Annotated in this window: 21 protein-coding genes and 10 pseudogenes; 25 read left to right on the plus strand and 6 right to left on the minus strand. The window is 48.6% G+C overall.

Features of this window, described 5'->3' with window-relative positions; translation table 11 throughout:
• The first annotated feature begins 419 nt into the window (after positions 1-419).
• Positions 420-725 carry a nitroreductase gene (locus LLF79_RS23915; RefSeq protein ID WP_095442567.1) on the plus strand — a complete coding sequence of 102 codons (306 nt, stop codon included), beginning with the start codon at positions 420-422 and terminating at the stop codon, positions 723-725.
• Positions 726-945: 220 nt separating this feature from the next.
• On the opposite strand, the gene LLF79_RS23920 is transcribed toward LLF79_RS23915, so the two are convergent.
• A complete protein-coding gene (locus LLF79_RS23920; RefSeq protein WP_227880501.1) occupies positions 946-1,860 on the minus strand; it encodes a LysR family transcriptional regulator in 915 nt (304 codons plus the stop codon).
• Positions 1,861-2,029: 169 nt separating this feature from the next.
• On the opposite strand from LLF79_RS23920, the gene LLF79_RS23925 reads away from it, so the two are divergent.
• The 11 genes and pseudogenes from LLF79_RS23925 (at position 2,030) to LLF79_RS23980 (ending at position 9,434) form a co-directional block, all read left to right on the plus strand.
• Positions 2,030-3,343: an amidohydrolase family protein gene (locus tag LLF79_RS23925; RefSeq protein ID WP_227880503.1), complete on the plus strand. Its 1,314-nt coding sequence runs from the start codon at positions 2,030-2,032 to the stop codon at positions 3,341-3,343.
• Positions 3,344-3,418: 75 nt separating this feature from the next.
• Positions 3,419-4,618 (plus strand): arabinose transporter, encoded by a 1,200-nt coding sequence (locus tag LLF79_RS23930; RefSeq protein WP_227880506.1) that lies wholly within the window; start codon positions 3,419-3,421, stop codon positions 4,616-4,618.
• Between the two features lie 55 nt (positions 4,619-4,673).
• Positions 4,674-5,447, plus strand: a complete 774-nt coding sequence (locus tag LLF79_RS23935; protein WP_227880507.1) for an SDR family NAD(P)-dependent oxidoreductase — start codon at positions 4,674-4,676, stop codon at positions 5,445-5,447.
• Between the two features lie 287 nt (positions 5,448-5,734).
• Positions 5,735-5,959, plus strand: coding sequence for a DinI-like family protein (locus LLF79_RS23940; RefSeq protein ID WP_095442525.1), 225 nt, complete (start codon positions 5,735-5,737; stop codon positions 5,957-5,959).
• A gap of 381 nt (positions 5,960-6,340) precedes the next feature.
• A pseudogene (locus LLF79_RS23950) lies at positions 6,341-6,718 on the plus strand (DUF1367 family protein); the annotation flags it as partial.
• A gap of 16 nt (positions 6,719-6,734) precedes the next feature.
• Positions 6,735-7,284 (plus strand): annotated as a pseudogene (locus tag LLF79_RS23955) (antitermination protein); the annotation flags it as partial.
• Between the two features lie 195 nt (positions 7,285-7,479).
• Positions 7,480-7,680, plus strand: a complete 201-nt coding sequence (locus tag LLF79_RS23960) for a hypothetical protein (protein ID WP_227880533.1) — start codon at positions 7,480-7,482, stop codon at positions 7,678-7,680.
• Positions 7,681-7,778: 98 nt separating this feature from the next.
• Positions 7,779-8,201, plus strand: coding sequence for a hypothetical protein (locus LLF79_RS23965; protein ID WP_227880508.1), 423 nt, complete (start codon positions 7,779-7,781; stop codon positions 8,199-8,201).
• 162 nt (positions 8,202-8,363) lie between these two features.
• Positions 8,364-8,588 carry a class II holin family protein gene (locus LLF79_RS23970; RefSeq protein ID WP_023344290.1) on the plus strand — a complete coding sequence of 75 codons (225 nt, stop codon included), beginning with the start codon at positions 8,364-8,366 and terminating at the stop codon, positions 8,586-8,588.
• On the plus strand, positions 8,566-9,060 hold the full coding sequence (locus LLF79_RS23975; protein WP_227880509.1) for a lysozyme: 495 nt from the start codon (positions 8,566-8,568) through the stop codon (positions 9,058-9,060). Before LLF79_RS23970 ends, LLF79_RS23975 begins: the two co-directional genes overlap by 23 nt.
• The gene (locus LLF79_RS23980; RefSeq protein WP_095442528.1) at positions 9,057-9,434 is read left to right on the plus strand and encodes a DUF2570 domain-containing protein; all 378 of its coding nucleotides are present in this window, start codon (positions 9,057-9,059) and stop codon (positions 9,432-9,434) included. Before LLF79_RS23975 ends, LLF79_RS23980 begins: the two co-directional genes overlap by 4 nt.
• Before the next feature lie 431 nt (positions 9,435-9,865).
• Here LLF79_RS23980 and LLF79_RS23990 read toward each other — a convergent pair whose 3' ends face one another.
• Positions 9,866-10,069: a hypothetical protein gene (locus LLF79_RS23990; protein ID WP_227880510.1), complete on the minus strand. Its 204-nt coding sequence runs from the start codon at positions 10,067-10,069 to the stop codon at positions 9,866-9,868.
• 219 nt (positions 10,070-10,288) lie between these two features.
• Here LLF79_RS23990 and LLF79_RS23995 point away from each other — a divergent pair.
• Positions 10,289-10,507, plus strand: a pseudogene (locus LLF79_RS23995) (hypothetical protein).
• 155 nt (positions 10,508-10,662) lie between these two features.
• Here LLF79_RS23995 and LLF79_RS24000 read toward each other — a convergent pair.
• A complete protein-coding gene (locus LLF79_RS24000; RefSeq protein ID WP_126801038.1) occupies positions 10,663-10,929 on the minus strand; it encodes a hypothetical protein in 267 nt (88 codons plus the stop codon).
• A 24-nt stretch (positions 10,930-10,953) separates the two neighbouring features.
• Here LLF79_RS24000 and LLF79_RS24005 point away from each other — a divergent pair.
• The 5 genes and pseudogenes from LLF79_RS24005 to LLF79_RS26990 form a co-directional block, all read left to right on the plus strand.
• Positions 10,954-11,370 (plus strand): annotated as a pseudogene (locus LLF79_RS24005) (terminase small subunit); the annotation flags it as partial.
• 327 nt (positions 11,371-11,697) lie between these two features.
• Positions 11,698-11,964, plus strand: a complete 267-nt coding sequence (locus tag LLF79_RS24010) for a hypothetical protein (RefSeq protein ID WP_227880511.1) — start codon at positions 11,698-11,700, stop codon at positions 11,962-11,964.
• A gap of 1,068 nt (positions 11,965-13,032) precedes the next feature.
• Positions 13,033-13,278: a hypothetical protein gene (locus LLF79_RS24015; RefSeq protein ID WP_227880513.1), complete on the plus strand. Its 246-nt coding sequence runs from the start codon at positions 13,033-13,035 to the stop codon at positions 13,276-13,278.
• Positions 13,279-13,663: 385 nt separating this feature from the next.
• Positions 13,664-14,005: pseudogene (locus LLF79_RS24025) on the plus strand (hypothetical protein); the annotation flags it as partial.
• A gap of 35 nt (positions 14,006-14,040) precedes the next feature.
• Positions 14,041-14,433 (plus strand): annotated as a pseudogene (locus LLF79_RS26990) (phage tail tape measure protein); the annotation flags it as partial.
• A 72-nt stretch (positions 14,434-14,505) separates the two neighbouring features.
• Here LLF79_RS26990 and LLF79_RS24030 read toward each other — a convergent pair.
• On the minus strand, positions 14,506-14,757 hold the full coding sequence (locus LLF79_RS24030; protein ID WP_065102109.1) for a hypothetical protein: 252 nt from the start codon (positions 14,755-14,757) through the stop codon (positions 14,506-14,508).
• A gap of 306 nt (positions 14,758-15,063) precedes the next feature.
• On the opposite strand from LLF79_RS24030, the gene LLF79_RS24035 reads away from it, so the two are divergent.
• From LLF79_RS24035 to umuC, 4 genes and pseudogenes are all read left to right on the plus strand, one after another.
• Entirely contained in the window at positions 15,064-15,351 is a 288-nt protein-coding gene (locus LLF79_RS24035; RefSeq protein ID WP_227880518.1) for a hypothetical protein, read from the plus strand.
• Positions 15,352-15,453: 102 nt separating this feature from the next.
• A pseudogene (locus LLF79_RS24040) lies at positions 15,454-15,802 on the plus strand (phage tail protein).
• Positions 15,799-15,909: pseudogene (locus LLF79_RS24045) on the plus strand (phage minor tail protein L); the annotation flags it as partial. The pseudogenes LLF79_RS24040 and LLF79_RS24045, both read left to right, overlap by 4 nt.
• Positions 15,905-16,923, plus strand: a pseudogene (gene umuC / locus LLF79_RS24050) (translesion error-prone DNA polymerase V subunit UmuC); the annotation flags it as partial. The pseudogenes LLF79_RS24045 and umuC, both read left to right, overlap by 5 nt.
• Before the next feature lie 135 nt (positions 16,924-17,058).
• On the opposite strand, the gene LLF79_RS24055 reads toward umuC, so the two are convergent.
• Positions 17,059-17,700: an HD domain-containing protein gene (locus tag LLF79_RS24055; protein WP_095442568.1), complete on the minus strand. Its 642-nt coding sequence runs from the start codon at positions 17,698-17,700 to the stop codon at positions 17,059-17,061.
• Between the two features lie 117 nt (positions 17,701-17,817).
• Here LLF79_RS24055 and LLF79_RS24060 point away from each other — a divergent pair, with 117 nt between their 5' ends.
• Entirely contained in the window at positions 17,818-18,780 is a 963-nt protein-coding gene (locus LLF79_RS24060; RefSeq protein ID WP_095442533.1) for a GlxA family transcriptional regulator, read from the plus strand.
• Positions 18,781-18,819: 39 nt separating this feature from the next.
• Here LLF79_RS24060 and LLF79_RS24065 read toward each other — a convergent pair.
• A pseudogene (locus LLF79_RS24065) lies at positions 18,820-19,490 on the minus strand (SOS response-associated peptidase).
• 343 nt (positions 19,491-19,833) lie between these two features.
• Here LLF79_RS24065 and LLF79_RS24070 point away from each other — a divergent pair.
• Both LLF79_RS24070 and LLF79_RS24075 read left to right on the plus strand, forming a co-directional pair.
• Positions 19,834-20,121, plus strand: a complete 288-nt coding sequence (locus LLF79_RS24070) for a M3 family metallopeptidase (RefSeq protein WP_255642828.1) — start codon at positions 19,834-19,836, stop codon at positions 20,119-20,121.
• Between the two features lie 303 nt (positions 20,122-20,424).
• Complete coding sequence (locus tag LLF79_RS24075) at positions 20,425-23,007, plus strand: EAL domain-containing protein (RefSeq protein WP_375542348.1); 2,583 nt, start codon at positions 20,425-20,427, stop codon at positions 23,005-23,007.
• Positions 23,008-23,076: the final 69 nt, after the last annotated feature.

Below are 23,076 nucleotides of genomic sequence, written 5' to 3' on the forward strand. Positions count from 1 at the left end.
TTTAATCGTATGATTCTAATTTTATTAAATAAAGTAAGTTTCTGCATTGGTTTATCAAGAATGGTTGATCATATAAAACCACTACTTAGACCAAAAAGTGATCAGTAGTTTTCACACAGCCTGGGCAAGGAGCGGACTGTCAGAGTAAGTCCGGCCCTAGGCCACACCTCTGTCAGGCCAGATCTGAGCTAATCCTCAACGCGCTTCTGGCCACAATTGATGAATCTGAACTTTCTCCGGAGCAAGTCAAAGCATTAAGGAAATGTGTTGACAGAATTAACCTGGCAAGAGAAAAGGGGGTTCAGGCGTGAGCACGTAAGACACTGATCGCATAACGATTTGAAGGTTTTCTTCCTATTTTTATATTATATTTTTCATTATTTAAATTTTCTAAGCTACAGACTTTATGAGAGGTAATGATGGAAAAGGACTTAAAGCCAGAACAAATCGAAATCGTAAACCGTATTGTCATTGAGCAGATAGACAAGATGCAGGCTAGGGTAGCCGAGATTGTTGCTGAGACGGAGAGAACTGCGCATCAGCAGTTGAAGGATCACGGGATTGATATGACGGAGTTTTATCCGGCGAATAAGGATTTTTTGATGGTGACCCTTGTTCAGCACTTGATTGATCAAGTGCATGGCGGCGATATGTGTCTTGCCCAAAAGGTGATCACGATGGAGGCGAGACGGCTGAACATAAGCATACATGTCGACGCTGATTGAATATCTCAAATAAGGAATGAATAAATGGGGTCATGTTTGAGAGCATTCAAATTTTGTGATTATTGCTGAGGCTATCAGCTGCTCACCGCTAAAGTTCGGCTGGCCGCTGATAGTTTCTTTTATAACCAATTAGAAAAATTATCACATTCTTATGATTACGCCATTTGGGCAGAGCATGAGGCTTTCTAACAGTTTGCAATATCTCCTCAGGAATCGAGCATCAGTTCACTTCATGATTTGCGCAGATTTCAGAGCAAAATTCCATAAAGGCTTCGACAGCAGCGGGGGGCAGTCGACGAGATGGCCGCGTGATATATAGCGGATAGGTTTCGCCTGGCCATTCCGGAAAAAGCTCGACCAGCATTCCGTCAGCGATCAATTGCGTAACGCTGAGTGAAAGTACTTGGGCAATACCAACACCACTTACGCAGGATTGAACCATCAGGTCAACATCGGTTGTCGTCAAATGACCACGAGTATCAATTGTCAGTACTTCTCGACCACGACGGAATTCCCACTCAAACGGTTTTCCGCGGCGAGGATCGATATACTGGATGCACTCATGCGTGACAAGTTCTTCAGGGTGCTCAGGTCGACCATGCCGTTTCAGATATGCCGGTGATGCCACAGTGAGTACGCGCGTCTGAAAGAGCAATTTCGAAGAAATAGTTGAGGGAAGTTGCGGACCGAAACGCACCGCAACATCAATTCCCTCTGTCACAAGATCGCCTACGTCAGGCTGCTGGACTACTGTAAGTTCCAGTTCCGGATGACGTTCGCGCAAAAGAGGCAGTTTCGGTGCCAAAATATAACGGGCAAAGATTGGATTAACGCTGACCCTTAATGATCCTCTCACTGCAATGGCTGCGCCGGATACGTAGCTTGCAGCAACTTCAATACCTTCAAGATGTGGAGAGGCGCGTTCATACAAAGCCCGGCCCTCGTTCGTCAGATTCATCGTACGCGTCGTACGGTTTAGCAAGCGCACTCCGAGCCTCTCTTCAAGACGATCTATCGATCTGCTCACGCCAGAAGCGGACAGTCCCAGCACTTCGCCAGCGCGACTGAAACTACCCGCCTCGACAACTGCGGCCAACACGCTCAATCCTGACAGTAGCCTTCCGTCAAAACTCATAGAGACTCACCTTTGAATTTACTCAAATATAATTTGCATAAAACTACCTTTATCAAAAATGGTGCGCAACCTATTGTGTCAGCCAATTCGTTGCCGGGCGCTATTTTCCCTGTCTCCGCCAGGGAGAACCTCGCAACGAACGGCATCACTTAACCCTGAGGAATACGAAATGACAACGACGCGCACTCTTTTTAAAGGCGGCATCATCCTTACTTTGGATGCCGATATACCCAACCTCTCCGTGGGCGATGTTCTGGTCCATGGCGACCGTATCGCAGCTGTGGGTCCGGAACTGCAGGCGGATGATGCCCTGGTGATTGATGCAGCTCGCCATATCGTTATGCCCGGCCTGGTGGATGCTCACCACCATATGTGGCTTGGCGTAATGCGCCGCATGATGCCAAATGTCGACGATCTGTTTGCTTACATTGATGTGGTCGCAGAGAAGCTGGGCAAACATTATCGTCCACTGGACATGTACCTGAGTACCAGGCTCACGGCACTTGCCTCACTGGATGCCGGTATTACTACCATCATTGATGCCTGCCACAACTCGCGCAGCCCCGAGCACACTGATGCAGCACTAGATGCTCTGAAGGAGAGCGGCATCCGTGCGTTACATATGGTCGGTGCAGCAATGGATAAAGAAGCTTCATCGGCGCATTTGCCTGCCGATTTGGAGCGACTCTCGCGAAGCTGGAATACAAATGACAGCCTGGTGCACGTTGGTCTGTTTGGTCAGCTCAATCTTGACTGGTGGAAGGTCGCTCGCAAACTCGATATGCGCATTCTGACCGAATTCATCGGCGATCTCGCCAATCTCGGCCCTGAGTTTGCCACGCCGGGCGTACTGGGCACACATAACATCTTCAACCACTGTTCAAGGGTTCCTCAGGATACCTGGAAGCTCTTGGCCGATTCAGGAGTAAACATCACGGTCAATCCACGGTCGGATGCGCTATTTGGCTTTGACGATGAAAGTTTTGCCTATCAACAGGCTGTTGATCACGGCTTGACCCCGGCATTGGGCATTGACCTTGATACTGCCTTTGGCAGCGATATGTTCGGGGAAATGCACGCTCTGTTCGGGCAACAGCGATCGGCTATGCGCTACCGTCGCTTCCGTGGTGAAGACAATGTGCCGTCACCCATCACGGCCGAGGACGTCCTGAAAGCGGCAACTGTTAATGGCGCGCGTGCGGCCGGTTTGGAGGACCAGATTGGCACCCTCACTCCAGGTAAGCAGGCAGATATTATCATGGTTCGCACCAGCGGAGCCGCTGTTTTCCCGGTATCCAACGTCATTGGTACCGTCGTGCAGGCGATAGAGCGGTCGGATGTGGATACCGTGATGGTGGCCGGTCAGCTTCGTAAACGTGCGGGCAAGTTGGTGGATATTGATCTGGCGGCGCTCAGTACAGAGATAACCGTTTCACGTGATTACCTGCTCAACGCCAGCGGCTATCACATCGATCTTTTTTAAGCATCCTGATGACAGAACGGCCTGATACATCGGGCCGTTCAACCCTCTTAATCATATTTCATAAAGGATATTTACATGGGAGCCCTCGCCATAAAGCGGCTCGCGGAGGATAACTCCCCGCGCGTCCTGCTTCCCCGCCCGGCAACGGGTGTTATTGCCGCACTTTTCTTTGGTTACCTGGCAGTCGGACTGCCATTGCCGGTGATTCCATTGTTCATCCATGGCCATCTCGGCTTCAGCAACCTCGTGGTGGGACTGGTGATCGGCATCCAGTTTCTGGCCACCGTTCTAACCCGCGGCTATGCCGGACGGGTTACAGACCAGCAGGGAGGTAAACGCTCTGCTCTACAGGGAGCAATCCTTTCAGCGATAGCAGGGGCGTTGTATCTGGTGGCTTCGGTAACGGAGCTATCACCTGCGGCTACCCTTTGCATTGTTATCGCAGGTCGTCTGATGGCTGGTTTTGGCGAAAGTCAGTTCGTGACGGGATGTGTGTCCTGGGCAATTGCCTCAGTTGGCCCTCAGCGCGCCGGTATGTCAATGTCCTGGACCGGCATCGCGATGTTCGCGGCGCTGTCGATTGGTGCTCCTGTTGGCATGGCTTTATATCAGCATTACAGCCTCGCAATGGCGATGATTGCCTGTATTGCTGCACCGATGTTGGCCGCTCTGGTTGCATTTTGTACCACATCATATATATCGCCTGGAGGTCCGCGACTGCCATTCCATCTCGTAGTAGGGCGCATCTGGCGCGAAGGACTGGGATTAATGCTGCAGGGCGTTGGGTTGTCAGGACTAACCGCTTTTGCCTCGCTGTATTTTGCGGCACATCACTGGCAGAACGCCGGCCTGGTAATGACTGCGTTTGGTCTGGGTTTTATTTTCGTGCGCCTCGCCCTGGGGCATCTACCAGACCAAATAGGCGGCTATCGCGTTGCAGTTTGGTCACTGGTGGTTGAAGCGCTGGGCCAGGCAATGTTGTGGTTGGGTTTAAACGAATGGATGGCACTTGCAGGTGCTCTGGTTACCGGACTGGGCTGTGCACTTGTTTTCCCCGCACTGGGCGTCGAAGCCTTAAGACGTGTTCCACAAGCCAACCGCGGCAGCGCAATGGGTGCATTCGTTGCATTTCTGGATGTCGCTTATGGAATCGCCGGGCCAGTAGCTGGCCTGATCGCCGGTCAGTTTAGTTATGCCGCTGTATATCTGTCTGGTGCGGTCTGTGCGCTGCTGGGGGCGCTGATTGCGAGCGCGTCTCGCATGCAGCAATCCTGAATCAACATTCGAGCCGGCAGCGCTTGCTGTCGGTTTAATAATCTGGAGAAATTATATGTCACGCATTTTCATCTCCGGTTCGTCCACAGGCCTTGGTCTGATGGCGGCCGAACTGCTGGTTCAACAAGGACATCAGGTTGTGTTGCACGCGCGTAATGCGAACCGTGCAGAAGATGCGCAACGCGCCTTACCCCAGGCTGAAGCCGTCGTTGTCGGTGACCTGGAGACAATTGAAGGTGCCAGGCAAACGGCGTTACGTGTCAACGCCCTGGGACGCTTCGATGCCGTCATCCACAATGCTGCCGTTGGCTACAATGAAGCGTATCGCGTGACCCGCGACGGGCTGCCGCATGTCTTCGCGATCAACACGCTCTCGGCTTACATACTCACCGCGTTGATTGAACGTCCGCATCGCCTCGTCTACCTGAGCTCTGGAATGCATCATCATGCCCGGGCAAACCTGGATGATATTCTATGGCGCAAACGTCGCTGGAATGGGTCTGACGCCTATGCGGAGAGCAAATTGCACGACGCTATGCTGGCTTTTGCTCTGGCGCGTCGCTGGCGTGATGTATGTAGTAACAGCCTCGAGCCTGGTTGGGGGCCGACAAAAATGGGGGGACCGAATGCCCCGGACGATATGGACCAGGCGCACCTGACACAGGCCTGGCTTGCCGCCAGCCGTGATTCTGAGGCTGATGTAACGGGGAAATATTTCTATCACATGAAGCGCATGAGAGCTAATCCGCAGGCGCACGATGTTGCATTGCAGGATCGCCTTATCGATATTTGTACCGAGATTTCAGGGATTGCGCTGCCGGAGCAATAACTAAGAGTCTCAAGACGAAAGCTAATACGGACATAGTAGTCAAAAGGTCTGCATGCGGCTGTACTCAGCCGCATTATTAACTCTCTTACAATTCATGGAATTGATCTGAGTATTTAGAATCCCTCCTCACCAGTAGTGCAATTCACACCATAATAAATTCACTCTGTAGTTTGTCTGGCGATTTCATCATCTTGGTGATTTGAGAACTGTAAAAGCGTTGCAAAATCCGTGAGATACGTTTGTAAATATACTGTGTATATATGCAGTAATTCATTGCGGAGGGAAAAATGAAAATTGAGTTAACCATTGATCGCATGAAGAAACTTCCTGATGGAGCAATACCTGCGCTCGAGTCTGAACTGCTCAAAAGACTCAGCAAGCAGTTTGATGATTGCCAGCTTACGATTAGGCGTGCCAGCCATGATGGGCTGGCTGTTTTCGGAGGTGACAAGAAAGAGGTAGAACATATCGTGCAGGAGACCTGGGAAAGCGCGAACGAGTGTTTTTATTAATCGCGTAAATTTCATTGGAGCAGTTTCAAAGAGTATCGCTGTTTGCGTTCCCCGGGCTGTTCCCGATTACTGTTTATCGCGTCAATAAGTCGCTCTGGGGGAAATAGTGTGTAATGCGGATGCCTTTAATGCAGATAATCATTGGTACGACGTGGTCAGAAGGGCCGATAAAGCAGCTATCTATAGCTTCCCGGCGGAAGGGAGATATATCGAGTAAATGGAATAGTTTCATTACGACCGTTGCTTGAGGATGAAGAAATATTCACTCTTAACGGGTTTATGCAATTTGCAAAACGACTGGGGTACCGAGTTACACCACCGTCTGATATTATTCTTTCATAGGCCTGAACAACCTATACCTGATGCGCCACGGAGATAACCATGGCGCTAGAATTACAACTTATCAAACACCACTCAGGAATACTGATCCCGGCTACGCCCGAGACTAGGGATATCCTGTAATCCAAAACCCGGCTCGGCGATGTTCTTGTTGCCGAGTTCAGGCGGGTACGAAACCCGGCATTCCATCGGCGCTTTTTCGCGCTTCTTAATCTCGGTTTTGAATACTGGGAACCAACCGGCGGGGCCATCTCAAGTAACGAGCGGAAGCTGATCACCGGCTACGCCAAGTTTCTGGCTTCTTATGGCGGGAATGAGGGGGCTCTGATCGATGCTGCTGAACAGTACCTGGAACAGGTTGCTTACCGGCGCGTCACGAATGGCATTAGCCTGTGCAAATCCTTCGATGCTTATCGCTCTGGATGCCGGGGTTTAGCCACTGGTGATGCATCAGCTAGCCACCTTCGCGTTCGAGGACTATTCCCGAAGCGCCGCAAGCGTGAAGCAGTGCGATGACTGCAATGGGAATGGGTTCATTGACGCTGAGGTATTCAGCATGAAGTCTCACACTCCGGCAAGAGAGAAGAAGTTCGTGAAGATGTCTTTGAAAATGGGCGTCGAGCATATTCGTCCTTCTGAGTATGAGTTGCGCAGACATGTCAGGGAGGTTGCACGGGTTCTCTGCCCTCAGTGTAAGGGGAAGAAGGTTGTCAGTTGCGCCTGTAATGACTGTCATGGACGCGGAAAAGCCGTTAATCAGGCTCTTACAGAACAGCAGGGAGTTCCGGTATTGGCTGATTGCAAGCGCTGCAGCGGGCGGGCGAATTCCTTCCACTGAGGCTTACGCCGCGGTGTGTCAGATAACGGATGCAATCAGCCTCGATACCTGGAAAAAGTCTGTTAAGTCATTTTACGATCAGCTAATCACCAAGTTTGATATCGAAGAAGCTTGGGCTGATGCGCAACTCAAGCAGATAACAAAATAGAGCATGAATTAATCGTTAGCTATTTACTTTTTCCGAAACTGTGGTAATTTTGCTCTAACGATGGGTTATTGCCTTCGTTTAAAGCCCTGCGGTTAACCCCGTGGGGCTTTTTGCTTTATAGCGATTTAAGAATTTCTAAAACCATCAATATTCTTTGCCTCTTTTACTTTCTGTATCGAAGAGGAGGGGGGAATGATGAGAGAAGGCTATTACTGGATTCAGTACAATGGCAGCAGGAAGATCGCTTACTACGTGCACGAAAAAATCGACGATTTAGAGTCGGGTGAAACTATCTACGGTGCATGGTATGTGACTAGAGGAGATGATCTCGCTAACAATGGAGAGGTCGAAGTGATAAGTGGACGTATTGAAGAGCCAAAGCTGTCACGAACGTAAATGCCTATCAAACCTCGCTATCTTGTTATTTTCTCTGGACATAAATGACGATTATCAATCTATAGTGTATAATCGTCCTCTTTTCAATAGGTAACCCCATGAGAAAAGTTGTTTTTGCATCACTATTTTTGGTTTGTTCCGCACATGCTACTAGCCAGCCTACGATGTTAGTTTTCAAATGTACTCCCAATCATTCTAAAACAAGCACCATCGTCACTTGGCAGGACGTTAAAAAAGAAGACGGATGGCATCGATATGCCAGTTGGAAAGACAAGGTGGGGCAGCACTATGGTATCGAACTTTATTTCAATGGTTCCGTACCTAATGCCGATGGTCAGATTGAAAATATTAATGTTTTCGGCAATATGGATAGCCAGAAAAAATTATCTGGCCCTGCTATTTCCATGATATTCAATAAAAAAGCAAAGCTTATAACCTACAAAATCACAAATGATTCAGTCGGATCGGATGTACGCAATCCTCTGGAACATGGTGAATGCGTCCTGAGCGATAAAAGTTAATACTTTCAGCTAACAACAGTGCTGGTAGTTACTTCCATAATGCCGCCATTTGGCGGTTTTTTTCGATTCGCTTAGCGAAACTATAATCGCTATTCCCCCTGCTAAACCCCCTTATGATCATAGCCTTTCAAACACTGCACCCGCCTGAAGCGAGGTGAGAGTATGTATCGCATGGACAAATTAACCACAGGTGTTGCTTACGGCGCCTCAGCTGGCAGCATCCTCAACGGCATTCTAAACGCCTTCAGTCCCGAGCAGTGGAATGCTATCGGTGTGCTGGCGGGTATCGTTATCGCTGTACTGACTTATCTGACGAATCTCTATTTCAAAATCCGCGAAGACAACCGCCGCAGCAGGAGCCGTGATGAACCCTACACTGAGAAATAAGCTGGTGGGCGCCATTGTTGGTGGATCAGGTGCAATCTCTATTGCAGCTGTCATGCTGGGTAATGCGGATGGGCTGGAAGGGCAGCGTTATTACGCCTATCAGGATGTCGTCGGCGTCTGGACTGTTTGCGATGGGCACACCGGTGCCGACGTTCGCCGCGGTCACAGATACACCGATAAGGAATGTGACGCCTTGCTGGAATCAGATCTGCGTAAGGTGGCAAATGCTATCGACCCGCTAATCAAGGTTAGTATTCCTAAGCCTACCCGGGCTGCGCTTTACTCCTTCACTTACAACGTGGGAACTGGCGTATTTAACAGATCAACGCTGCTGAAGAAACTGAACGCCGGAGACGTTCTGGGAGCATGCAAAGAGCTGCAGCGCTGGACGTATGCAGGTGGCAAGCAGTGGAAGGGATTGATTACCCGACGCGAGATTGAGCGCGAAGACTGCGAGTGGGGCCAGAAATGAGCCGATTAACAGCAATCATCTGCGCTGTCATTATCTGCCTGCTGGTTTCTATGGCATGGGCGATTAACCACTACCGTGACAACGCCATTACCTACAAAGACCAGCGCGATAAGGCGACGGTCCGTGCAGAAACATCGGAGGCGATCACCAGCAACGTGATCACCACGATGAACATCATCCGTGACATCTCACTGGCTACCCAGAATGCAAAGAACGAACTGGCCCAAAAAGGCGAAACGCGCATTGTTTACATCAGGCAGGCGCTTGAAAGAGATCCGTGCGCTAACCAGCTTGTTCCTTCCACCGCTGCTGACAGCCTGCGGGAATACGCAGACAGTTTACGCTCCGGCCCCGGTGGTACCGATAAGCGCTGACCTGACAGCAGACACGCCGATCCCCGGAATGGGGGTTCCGTTCACGTGGCAGGCAAGTCTGGAGTTAAACGCTCAGCTCTATACGGCGCTGGGTCAGTGCAATCTTGATAAGGCGGGGATAAGGAAAATAGAAGCTTCACGCGGCTCACAATAGCCAGTTTAAAGCGGATCTGATGGCCGCGCTAGAGGTTGATAATTATTGCTAAACACCTATTTTATCCAGGGCAATAGCCACGCCAACACTTAGGACCTGATTAGTTATGTTTTTAAGGACTTCAATGCTCCCGCTTCTAACAGCATCATTCAGTTGCTTACCAGCTGAAGGCGACAAGCTATCAGGAGTATTCTTTAAGCACTCCAACCCCTTTGCTGTAAGCACGGCGTTATAAAAGGCGTATGGGGTACTGGAGCTTACTGATATAAATCCAGACTCAATGAGCCAGCTTGACAGTACTTGCAACAAAGCGCCTTTGATAATCGCGTGCTATAACTTCCGCAACTGCATCTTCTGAGTTAACAAGTGGTTCCTCATAGTTTTCTGTCTGAATTTCAAAGGGCTCAGGAAAGGAACAGTATAAATCCGCAAATATTCTTCCCGTGACCTCGTCAAATTTATCAATGTTTGTATGTGACATGAAAAACTCTCTGTTGGAAAAAAGTAGGATGGCAGGCTACCCATAAATACCGCGCCTCGTTAGGCAGAAATTGCCAATTTCAGCATTTAGCAAAGACTTCTTGAAGGCCATTGAGAATGGTAGCCAGCAGCCTTATCCCTGCGGGAAGTATTATAGCCATCACCATGGGTAGGCTCATCGTAACGGCAATAACCCCATAAGCGGATAAAGAGGCCCTCAATGTCCGACATCTACCAAATCACGCTAACTACCCAAACAGGCGAAACCTTCACGGGCAAGATGTAACGACGTCAGCCTGAGCGGGTTAACGGTTTTGTGCCGCTGGTGACCGAAACGGGATAGTGGCTGTATTTCGCGCCTGCCGATGTGAAGCGCGTGGAGTTCACGCCAGTACATGCAGAGCAGGCTGAACAGCCGGAAGAACAAGCAACGGAGTAACCCACGTCTAATCTTTAATGGGAGCCCATAGAGACACGATGTGCAAAACCTCCGAGGAAAAATCTGAGTCAATTAGACGATCAAAAATTGTCAGTAAGGTAAATAGAGAATGACACTTTAGTATTCAAAGTGTCACTGTTCTTAATCAACGCTAGTCAAACGCCGAGAAGGGCTATTGCTGCTGGTAGTAGTGTTAACACTGCGCCAATAATTATTTTGGGGCGGGTAGTTATTTTAAGGTTGGACGCTCCAGCCTGCAAAGATGTAATTCCCAGTGTTAAAAGAACAACAGATAACTGAGGTTTACTGTCTGCAGCTATACATGAAAACACTATTGCTACGACATAAATAATGGCGGACACAGCGAACACAAACACCCGAAGCCCATAGTGCTCAGGTAGAAAATCATCTCTAAAATTCATTTTTTCACCATTTTGGATATGAATATGGCACTCACCGACAGGCAAGAAATGTTCTGTCGCGAGTACCTCATCGATTTGATCGCCACGCAGGCGGCTATTCGGGCGGTTACAGCGTAAATACCGCCCGTAAAATTGGCAGTGAAATCCTCACAAAACCAGACGTTCATGATTACATTACTGAACTAAAGTCACAACGCTGTGATTTGGTAGGTCTCGACGCTGCGTATGTATTTCGGCGTCTTACCGAAATTGATCAGATGGATGTTCTAGACATACTCACCTCTACCGGTGAACTCAAGCCAGTGTCGAAGTGACCGAAGGTTTGGACGGAGGACTATGCTTTCCGGGTTGATTGTGATTGAGGTGTTCGTCGAGGGAAACACCTCGGCGCAGCTCAACAAAATTAAGAGTACTTATAAGATGAGGAACCTTGTTCTTCTCTGAAAGCGGCATACAGGGACACTCAGAGAAACAAATGAGGCCTGGAATGTGCATTAGAATGTTAACCATATGCCTGGCGACGATGTTTAGCGCGAGTTGCGGGACAACTTGACCCGTAAAGGTTGAGGTAGTGGACACGGCTTGCGACTGGGTTAAACCCATCTACGGCACAGAGCATGATTGGGATGTGCTGGATAAGCAGACGAAGAAAGACATCCTGGCGCATAACAAAGCTTGGGAAAGGAACTATCAACAGTTTCAGTAACCCTTTATTTAATCTCAATTATTTTATACCTTTATTCTCCACAGATATTCAGGAGAAAAAACATGCCACAAGGTAGTAGATATTCAAAGATCATTCCGGCCGTTGGTAACTGGTATCTTTTCGTTCAAGGTAAGGAAGAGCTGAAAACATCAGACGCAATCTATCCGATAGCTGCGTGGGCTGAAAGTGATGATGGTAAAATCGTCGGCCTATCTACTGTTGGCAAGTACCAACCAGCAGAACTATATAGCCCCCCTCCTGGTTTTACCTGCTACTACTTGCGGGAAGAAGAGTTGACGAAAGAGCAAAGAGATCTCATCGGGCGTTAGGCCAGTACAGTTAGGCATTACAGCAGGCATTCACTGAGTGCCTGTGATAATGCACAATAACTCCTCGTCATTTGGAGGGGTTATGGAAGAGAAAGAGCAGTGGTTTTTTTCATGGAATGCTTACGATGCAACCACATGGGAGCACTTACCGGCGTATTCGTATGGTGAAGTCTACAGTTGCGATGGTGGACAATCCTCAGGTGAAATATTCGAGTCCTTAATGGCTGAAAAACAGAGGCTGCGAGAAAACCTCTGGATACAGTGCGTAGCATTCAACAAAGTTTAACCGCCTCCGGGCGGTTTTTTTATTCCCATATGAATCGTGTCGTTTGGGGGGTGAAAGTTATAGTGGCTTGGTTCCAGTTTTTTCCGGCAAGAATTTTCTCTATGCATTGTGTAGCGTAAAGGGCATCTGGTGGAGTGAAAGATATATAGTCGCTTTCGCTGGTTAACTTGAAGTCATGTATAGCTGCGATTGCTGTACGTCCGTCATAGTCAATGCTCCGAAAACAGGTAATCCTCGCTTCGTAAAACGTGTCGGGTAAACCCTCTAGCATGCATCCAGTGGCCCATTGCAAAAGCTGTTCATCTGAATACTCCGGCTGAATGGTGGGAGCTTCCTGCTGCTTACTTATGAGCCGCTTAAATGTATTGAGAAAGGAAAACATGTCACCTCCGTGGTGTTTATAACAAGCATACTATTGCAATCCACCCGGAGAGGTCCATCGTTAGGGTAAAATCCCTGAAACGGGATGACGACATGGATATCCTAATCGGAGGAGAAGTCCATAAAGCACTGAAGCGGATAGTCCGCCGCCGAAAGGCAGTGCAGCAGTCATGATGCTGCCCCGAGTCGCGTAATAGCGAGCAGGTATAGCATACCGATGTGAGGGTAAATAAGGGAACATGCTCCGGTAAAGCAGCACGAACGCCATACGCGCACCGGTTATAAGCGGCGATGAAGCGACAACAACTCAAGGGCATGAGCGTGGCCACTGCGAGAGTGTGGCTGGCATTACAGCAGGCATTCAATGAGTGCCTGTGATAATGCTCAACATAGGAGGGATTATGGCAAAGCTAACTGTTACGTTGACGCGTCTCGAAGAGTGGAAAGACGGGGTGGTTTACGGGAAGGATGTAACTTTTAAGGCTATTCAATCAGGGGTTGTGCTGATTGAAGACAACGTATCGGGTAAGTGTACTGCTCCTTACTGCCGCAGCTATGATGTTGAAGCTGGGGTGGGTGATATTGTTATTGAGCACAACCGACCAGACCTTCACCATCTGAGTATTACTGCAAGTCTTGAAGGCTAACATTTATTTCATCGCCTGCTTTTAACAGTATGCCTCGGGGTACCCAAAGGAGACATATATGTTTGTTGCAGAAGGATTGAAAGCTGATATTGATAATGACGGCTGGGTTAAAGGCTAGGGGGGAATTCGTAATGCTCCATGGCACCTTGCTGGTGTTTATGCGACGAAAGATGTTGCAGAGACAAAAGCAGGGATGTTGGGTGATGGTTATGAGGCTCGCTACGGCTCCCACAGGCTTGGGAGCGTCTTAGCCCGCATCAGTAAGCATAATACTTTGAGCCACTGGCATCCGCTGGTGGCTTTTTTATTGGAGTAAGCAATGGCAAAACCGGACTGGGGCGAGCTTCAGCAATGGTTCCTGTCCGAACATGCCGCAACGCGATATCCGCTGCAGGGCATTACAGCCGACATGGTGTATGCCGTAGCAATGGCACAACCCTTTCAGGGACAACTGCTGAGTGAGTGGGCGGATAATCTGGAATCGGACAGGCTGGCGCGGATCGTGAATGCCGTACGTCGGTGGTATCTTGCCGGCGACACGGTAGAGACCATCGCACGCAGTGTTCGCGGCCACGCCAATAAAGATTATCGGGACGGCGCGCTGCAGATGAGCAGGGCAAACGCCGCCAGCATCGCAAAAACAGCTGTGAATCATCTGGCTGCCACAGCACGCGACAGCTTCACCAGCGCCAACAGCGATATCGTGAAAGGTAAACAGTGGCTATCGGTGCGTTATTTGGTTTTTCTGGTGGTGGTTTGGTCCCCGGTTTTGATGGAGGCGGCTACACGGGAGATGGGGGTAAGTACCAACCGAAAGGCGTGGTTCACGGTGGTGAGTTTGTGTTTACGAAGGAAGCGACCAGTGCATTGGGTATCGGCAACCTCTATGCACTTATGCGTGGAGCTAAGGGGTATGCAAACGGAGGTTATGTTGGCACTGCTCCGCTGTATGGGATGCAAGGAGATAGTTCCGCTATACATGTAAATGTTGGCGGTGTTGTGATTCAGGGACGTGAGCAACCAACGAAAAGAGCGGCTCCAGCAAATAATGTGGATATCATCAAACAGCTCAAGCCGGCAATAGTTAACGTAGTATCTGAGCAGGCGCAGCGGCCGGGGACGCCTTTATGGAATGCAATAAAAGGAACGCGATGAGCTTAATCAATCCTTCGAAACACCGTTCCCGGGCTCTAACGATTAGCACTACTAACAGCCCACTCAGGTGGGCTATTTGTCGGTGACCAGTTGTAATAACTTACAGTGCTCGTCAATTGCATCCCATATCAAATCCTGTTCATCTCCGTCCCACTCTTCAACCATCGCAAGTTCGGAGCGGAACTGTTTGAGCCTGATGTGAATGGCGGCTCTCTCATTGCGGCCACATTTCTTAGCCATTTTAATCAATGATGCTTCAGGTGTCTTTTCATAGGGAGACAGCCCGGCCCTAGCTTTAATATATAGTGTCGTCAGTCTGTTCATAGGAACTTCAATCGCGAATGATGGGTTGCTCTAACCTAAATCTATGGTGGGGTGTTTTTAACTGCCTGAGATAGGTTTCTTTTCTTAACCCGCATTTAGCTTGATATGTGAAGGTGTAACCGCTTCGACTATTTTTGATTTCCATTATCAAATCACAAAAACACACGGTTCGTCGACAACATTTCAAAAGATTAATGTTAAACGAATCCCACTGTTGTTCTTTGTGATAACTAGCCCTTCAATTGGAGGTATTTAGCATTCTTTCTATGCGATAATAGTGTTTATGCAATTAATGGATGAATGGCGATGGGATTTTCATATTGGTTTACCGTATGTGCTTGTTTTTTGTTTGGTCCTATAACATTGGCTCAATCTTTCGGCTACCTGCGCAAGGGAATCTATACCAAAACATTCAAGGGAACGAGTCGAAAGGAGTACATTCACAAGGATGCCAGGCCTATTGAATACTGGTTCAGCATTATCTTTGAGTTTGGAGCGGGCTTCATGCTAATTGGCGTAGGGTTGTGGCTCTTAAGGGATATCCCCGCTGTCAACGAATGGTACGCTGAAATCCGCGCGATGTTACCTTATTGATTTTATGGCCAGACAGCACTTCAACATTGCTCTAATTAAGACCACATCATTTTTGATAAGCAATTGACCCGCTTCGGCGGGTTTTTTATACCCGGAGGAAAGTTGGCGATCGAAACATTTTCCTGGCGAACCCAGATTCAGGCGGGAATGGAAGGGGAGCTCACTTACGCAACACGCTCTGCATCCTTCGGAGACGGATTTGAACAGATCGCCGGTGAAGGCATCAACCCTGAAAAACAGTCATGGCCGATGACCTTAACGGGAAAAAAAAGCTGAGATGCTTGCAGCTCTCGGTTTCTGCCGCAAACACATCACAAAATCCTTTATCTGGACGTCTCCTGTCGGCGAAACCGGTTTATACCGGATTGAAGCTGATTCTATTAAAGTCCAGCCGCTATCCAGCAAAGTGATGACCATAAAAGCAACCTTCAATCAGGCATACACACCATGATTACTGAAGATTATCAACGTCTCCAACCGGGTCAAAAAATACGTCTTCTTGAGGTAGACGGTTCTGCGTTTGGTCTGGACGACGTTCTGTGCTTTCACGCTTATAATGACGACGCTTGAGGAAATGAGCCCCCGCGTCGAAATTTACAGTATCGATGAAGCTTTTTGCGACCTGACTGGCGTTCGCAACTGCCGGGACCTGACGGAATTTGGCAAAGAGATCCGCGCTACGGTTCTGAAGCGTACGCACCTGACTGTCGGGGTTGGCATCGCGCAGACAAAGACACTGGCCAAGCTCGCAAACCACGCCGCCAAGAAATGGCAGAGGCAGACGGGCGGAGTGGTTGATTTGTCCAATATCGATCGCCAGCGTCGGTTGTTGTCTATTATGCCGGTTGAGGACGTATGGGGCGTTGGCCGCCGCATCAGTAAGAAGTTTAACGCCATGGGTATTAAAACGGCTCTGGACTTATCAGAACAAAGTACCTGGATTATTCGTAAACACTTTAACGTGGTACTCGAGCGAACGGTCCGGGAGCTGCGTGGCGAACCATGCCTCGCTCTGGAAGAGTTTGCACCGGCAAAGCAGGAAATCGTCTGCAGCCGGTCATTCGGCGAACGCGTTACTGAGTATGAACAGATGCGCCATGCTATCTGCAGCTATGCAGCCCGTGGTGCTGAAAAACTGCGGGGTGAACATCAGTACTGCCGCTTTATCTCTGCGTTCGTGAAAACCTCTCCCTTTGCGCTTAACGAGCCGTATTACGGTAACAGTTCGTCCATGAAGCTTCTTACCCTCACTCAGGATTTACGCGACATCATTAACGTCGCGGTAAAGTGCCTGGACAAAATCTGGAAGGATGGCCACAGGTACCAGAAAGCCGGCATTATGCTGGGTGATTTCTTCAGTCAGGGGGGGCCCAGCTTAACTTGTTCGATGAAAACGCGCCGCGTGCCGGTAGCGATAAACTGATGGAGGTTCTTGATCAACTCAATGCCAGAGACGGCAGAGGAACGCTCTATTTCGCCGGCCAGGGCATTCAGCAACAGTGGCAAATGAAGCGTGAAATGCTTTCGCCGCGGTACACTACCAGGTATTCCGATCTTCTTAGGGTAAGATAAACCTTATTTGTCATTCCTGCCTCAGGCATATAGATGCCAGAGGAAGGAATGATGAACAAGCTAATCTATACTTCCGCCCATACCTTTAAACAGCACCTGATGCTCTACATCAGGCACTATTTATGCTGGCCGCTATCAGCCTTGCCAGCGAGACTGTCGGATAATGCTACAGAAGTTCATAGGCTTGAAGAGTGCATCCTTGTCTGCCAGTACATCCGCTTTTACGTTACCAAATGTCGTTTGCGGCTTGTGTTTGATTCCGTCATAAAAGGCCTGAATTATGTCTTCCTTAAAATTTGGTGTGCGTGGGAACTGCTCAGTAACTGCGCTGATTTCTTCCTGTGAGAAGGTATCATAGTCAATTCCCAGGACGTCCATTTCTACACCTGCTGTTAGCAGTGCTATTTCAGGAGCCATGAATTCCGGGATACCAGGCGTGGTGTGGAGGGCAATGGCTGTCCAGACCTTATCAATATCCTGAGTTCCGATGCCATAACTTTCCAGAAACTTCCGTGCTTCGTTAGCACCATCTACTTCAAAACGTTTATCGCAACTGCAATATTCGCGAGTCAGGCCAATGTCATGGAACATACATCCAATGTACAGAAGTTCAGCATCGGCTTTAACCCCTCTCTTCTGACCGGCCAGCGCCGCCCAGTGGTAAACGCGGCTTGAATGGTTAAAAAGCAGATCGGATTCCGTGTCACGAATGAACTCGGTGGCTTCACGGGCCATTTTGCTGTCCGGAATACTGATATCTTCGATTGTGCGAATCATAAAAAACTCCTCTTCTCTGTTGTAGGGATACAGCATAAGATTTACCTTTAATGTCCTAAAGTGTATTTTAAAGACTTTGTAGGACATAGAGATGATTCTGGACTCCGGAGAATTAAAATGAGTCATGACGTTTTTATTCTGGCGGTGCCAGGCGTTCAGATGCTTGATGTCTGTGGCCCCATAGATGTGTTTGCTGAGGCGAACAGGGTGCTTAAACGCAGCTTTTACTCGCTGCGCGTAGTTTCGGTTACCGACCCTGTAATTCGATCTTCGTCAGGCGTAAAGATGACGTCAGATTTAACCCTGTCAGACTGCGGTGGACTTACGGCAGATACATTCCTTGTTGCCGGCGCACCGGATATTGCTGATTACCAGCCGGATAGCCGTGTGCTGGATGAAATTAACGCACTATGTGAGTCAAGCAAGCGGTTTGGTTCAGTATGTACGGGGGCATTACTCCTGGCGCTAACCGGAAAGCTCAATGGAAAAAGGGTGACCACGCACTGGGCATGTGCGAAAACCCTTTCTCTCAGGCATCCTGAAATAATCGTAGAGGCAGATGCGTTGTATGTTGACGATGGCCGAGTGAGAACGGCGGCGGGCGTTACTTCAGGCCTAGATCTGGCACTGCGACTTGTTGAAGAAGATCTCGGTAGGGGGGTTGCGGCAGAAGTAGCCGATCAGATGGTCATGTTTTTCCGACGTCCAGTTAACCAGTCTCATTTTATGAGGAGCAATACTCTTTCGCTTGATGGTCGTACAGCTCTTCAGGATCTCCAGAGATGGGCAATCGCGAACATTAAAGACGTAACAACGGTTGCTGCGATGGCAGAGCATATTAACTTCAGCCAGAGGCACCTTACGCGGATATTTCGGCAGGAAATTGGCCTTACCCCGGCGCAGTGGCTCGAACGCGAGCGCGTATCTAAAGCAAAAATGCTGATTGAAAAGGGAAAAATGCCAGCTAAGAAACTTGCCGTTGAATGTGGCTTTTCTGGGCCGGATGTTATGAGGCGGGTATTTTATCGCCTGACAGGGATGACACCTAATGATTACCAGAAAATAACGAGCCGTGAATAGCTTTGCGAACAGGAGAGAATGTGACTTAAACTTTGCGAGTCAGTTAGCCACCTCGATTAACTCCGGCCCCTGATTTTTAACATTACCCACAGAGCGCGTCACGGCGTGCCATATAAACTTGTCTGCTGGAACGGCACCGTCGGCTGCTATCTCTTCAACTTCTTTCCTGCCAATATCTTGCCGCATCCACTCACGTGCCGCTTCTGGTGACAAAACAAGTGGCCGACGGTCGTGAATGTCGACCAGACCTTTATCCGCTCCGATGTCACTATAAGAAAACCCTCAGCTTTATCACCGCGCTCAAATGGTGTACTACCGATCGCCGCCATGAATATCGGCTGGCCATCTGCACGATGGATAAAGTAGGGCTGTTTTTTGTCGCCTTCTTTTTTCCATTCGAACCATCCATCGGCGAAGCATATCGCCCGGCCATGCTGCCAGAGTGGTTTAAACATTCTGCTAGTGGCCGCCGTCTCGACGCGCGCGTTAATCAGTGGCGGCTTACCCCACCACACGGGCGCGTAACCCCAGAAAACAGGATCAAGGTGCAGTTTCTCGTCGCGTTCGCTCAGCAGCAAAACCTTAGTGCCTGGTGCCACGTTCTACCGCCCAATAGGTTCCGGGTCATAGGCAATGTCGCGATCGGCTTCATCGGCAAGGTAAGCCAGATATTCTTCACGGGTTTGGGCTTGTGCAAAACGTCCACACATAGAAACCTCCAGTCAGTCAGACTGAAAGTATAGGGCAGGGAGAAAAAGAGGTGCGCACCGAAACATTAAGATTATGAAACAGGGACATTATGGAAGTCAGGCAGACGGTAAAGCGTGTCGTTGAGAAACTGGAAGGAGCTACGCAATGTTAAAGTGTTAGGCTATTTACGTTCCGAAGCGTTTGTCGTTCATTAATTGAGCGAAATGCGAATTTTTAGAGTGGGTGAAGGGGCATTTTTGAGGGAGATTCTTCCTCAAAACGATACGCAACCTACTGAATAGCATGAGGTTCTATTAGGAGCGAAAATGGTGCAAATCAATGCCTTGATTACAAGTTAATTTATTGTTTATAAAGAATAAAAAAGATATATGGATAGTATGCTTTGCCCATATTTTTGGCGGCGGCTATGCGGCGGGGTATTACGCCTATCTGTGGACGCGAATGCTGGCCGACGACGGCTATCAGTGGTTTGTCGAGCAGGGCGGGTTGACGCGTGAAAACGGGCAAAAATTCCGCGAGGCCATTTTGTCGCGCGGGAACAGCACAGATTTAGCCGAACTGTATCGCAACTGGCGTGGGCACGATCCGAAGATTGAGCCGATGCTGGATAACCGCGGATTGAGCGAATAGAGTCAATGCCGTATGAAAAAAGAACCGGGCTTTACGCCCGGTTTTTTATACGCCTGTAACCGTTACAGCATAAAAACTAAGATTATGTTCTTTATAAATAAAACCGGCGAGGTTAAAGGTCACTCCCTCCGGGAGATGTATTTAACCGAATTCAGGCTGTAAGAGAGCTAATAATTTGATCTGGATTGTAAAAATCAAATGTTCTTTAAGCTTAAGGGTTTTAACTATAAATTTTTATTATTCTTTGCCGATAAATAAAGGTGGCATAAAAATTGACGTATTAGCAGTATAAGAAGGCGAATGATGACCCTACCTCTGAACAATCCCGGTTTTACGGATGCCGAGCCTTCTAAGGGGCTGATAAATAAAACCTTTACCTATATAGTGACATTGTTGATAAGTATTTTCATTGCGGCAATAATTTCCCTGCTATTAATAAAAAATAATGTTAATAAAATCAGCGATAAGCACGATGAATTTTTGTTAAGGAAAGCCCTGGATTCCCGCCAGGAAAGCATGCGAAGTCACTTGAAAGATAATGCTGAATGGGGAGATGCCTACAAACATCTTCATTTGAACACTGACGTTCACTGGGCATGGGATAAGCAGAACCTGGGTAAGTCCCTGTATGACAACTTTGGCTACGAAGGGGTGTTTATTCTCTCCCCGGAAGGAACCACGCGATACAGCGTGCTTGACGGGAAACTGAAGCTTCAGGATCTCGGGCGCTGGTTAGATAAATCAACCAAGGAGCGATTACTCCGTGAGGTGAGCGTTAACAATGGATTGCCGGTTTCTATGCTCACGCTTATCGATTCCGTTCCAGCCATTGTTTCTGCTGAATGGATAACAACGGGCGATGACGCGAGCGTGCAACCCTTGCCGGGGAAACCGTCAGTAATGGTGTTTGTAGACAAGTTAACGGCTAAAAAACTCCTCGCGATTGGGCAGGATGCCGGTATTAAAAATGTTCGTACGTCACCTGTTGCAGTCACTTCTCAAATAAACAATCAAACAGAATTTACCTTAAGCACCCAGAATGGTGATGTGCAAATTATCTGGGACGGTGAAAATCCCGGCCAGGCGTTGATTATTTATTTTTTACCATTACTCATTCTTTCAGTTATTCTGACGGTATCGATGACGGTTATTCTCATGCGCCATATTATGCAGAAGGCGAGAATGCTTGACGAAAATACCTTTCTCCTCGAGCAGGCGCGGTTGAATCTTATCACCAGTGAAAAACGATTCCGGGACGTCAGTGAAACAACCAGCGACTGGTTCTGGGAAACAGATTTATCGTTAAAGATAACCTGGCTTTCAGGTCGTTTTTCTACAGTAACGGGATATGAAAATAGCAAATGGATAGGCCGCAGGCTGGATGAGCTCTTTCCTTCTACAACCGGATTATTACAAGACTGTGTGAGGTTCAGGGAATTAACTGAACGCTTTGAATTTAAGAGCTGTCCTTATATTCATGCGCAACAATCTACGGCCTATTGCACGCTTCTGGCAAAGCTTTCTGCTCAGCCTGATGGAACGGTGGTCTTGCGAGGCGCGGCAACCGACGTTTCTCTGGAAGTTGAAGCAACTAAACGGGTGGAGTTCCTGTCACGTCATGATGAATTAACCGGTCTGCCGAACCGCTATCATATTAAGGAATTTCTGGCAGGCCAGTTGGCTAAAGAAGACCTTAACCATTATCCCTTTGCCATGATTTGCCTCGATTTAGACAAGTTTAAACCCGTCAATGATATTTTTGGGCACTCCACGGGGGATGCGCTGCTTGGCGAGGTCGCTCTACGTCTTAAAAATTGCGTTCGTCGAGGTGATTTTGTCGCACGGCAGGGAGGGGATGAGTTTATGCTTCTTCTCGGCAATACCAGCCAAAAAGACCAGATTGATGAGGTGTGTCACCGCATCGTACAGGAACTCAACCGTCCTTTCTCCATTGAGGGTAATGATGTCGCAATAGGCGTAAGCATGGGGATTGCGCTGGCTCCCCTGGATAGCAGCAGCGCAAACGATCTTTTACGCTATGCCGATATTGCGCTTTACCAGGCTAAGCAATCCGGCAGAAACCGATGGGTCTATTATCGCCCGGATATGTCGGAAAAGTTAACTGAACGGAGAAAACTGGAACTCGAACTGAAAACCGCGATTCGCGAAGAACAACTCTATCTGGTGTACCAGCCCCGTTATAACCTCCGATATTCTAAGATAGAGGCCGTCGAAGCGCTGGTACGTTGGCAGCACCCGCACCGGGGGACGATGATGCCCGATCAGTTCATCCCGCTGGCTGAAGAAACAGGTCTGATTATTAACCTCAGCAACTGGGTCATACGCAAAGCGTGTGCGGAGACGAAAGATAAATTGCCGGGGCTATCGGTATCCGTAAATATTTCCGCTATCGAATTCCAGGCAAGCGATCTTGTTGAAAGGATAAAAGAGATCCTGCACGAAACAGGGCTAGAACCTGACCGACTGGAAATAGAAGTGACGGAAAATGTCACGCTTTCCGATCCTGAAAAGACCTTGCAGACCATGAAGGCTCTCAAAAAAATGGGCGTCCGTATTTTGATTGACGATTTCGGTACCGGCTATGCCTCTCTGAGCTATCTCCGGAAGTTTCAGTTTGATGGACTCAAGCTCGACAAGAGTTTTATTTTTACCCTGGCCGATTCTCCACAGAACCAATCAGTCGTAGAAAAAATTATCGATCTGGGTAAGGCCTATTCGATGGCGGTCACTGCAGAAGGGGTGGAGACCACCGAACAGCTCTCTTTTCTTAAAAAAAATAGATGTGATGAAGTTCAGGGCTACTTGCTTGGAAAACCGGCCGCCATTACGGAATTAAATTTAAACGCAAACAGAATAGATCTTTAAAGTGTGCTTCCATCAGCTTCACACGCTTTACGCCGGGAAGCGAAAATGAAAAACCGGGCTTCTCGCCCG

The sequence above is a fragment of the Enterobacter cloacae complex sp. 2021EL-01169 genome (assembly GCF_020733125.1).
Taxonomy (GTDB): domain Bacteria; phylum Pseudomonadota; class Gammaproteobacteria; order Enterobacterales; family Enterobacteriaceae; genus Enterobacter; species Enterobacter roggenkampii.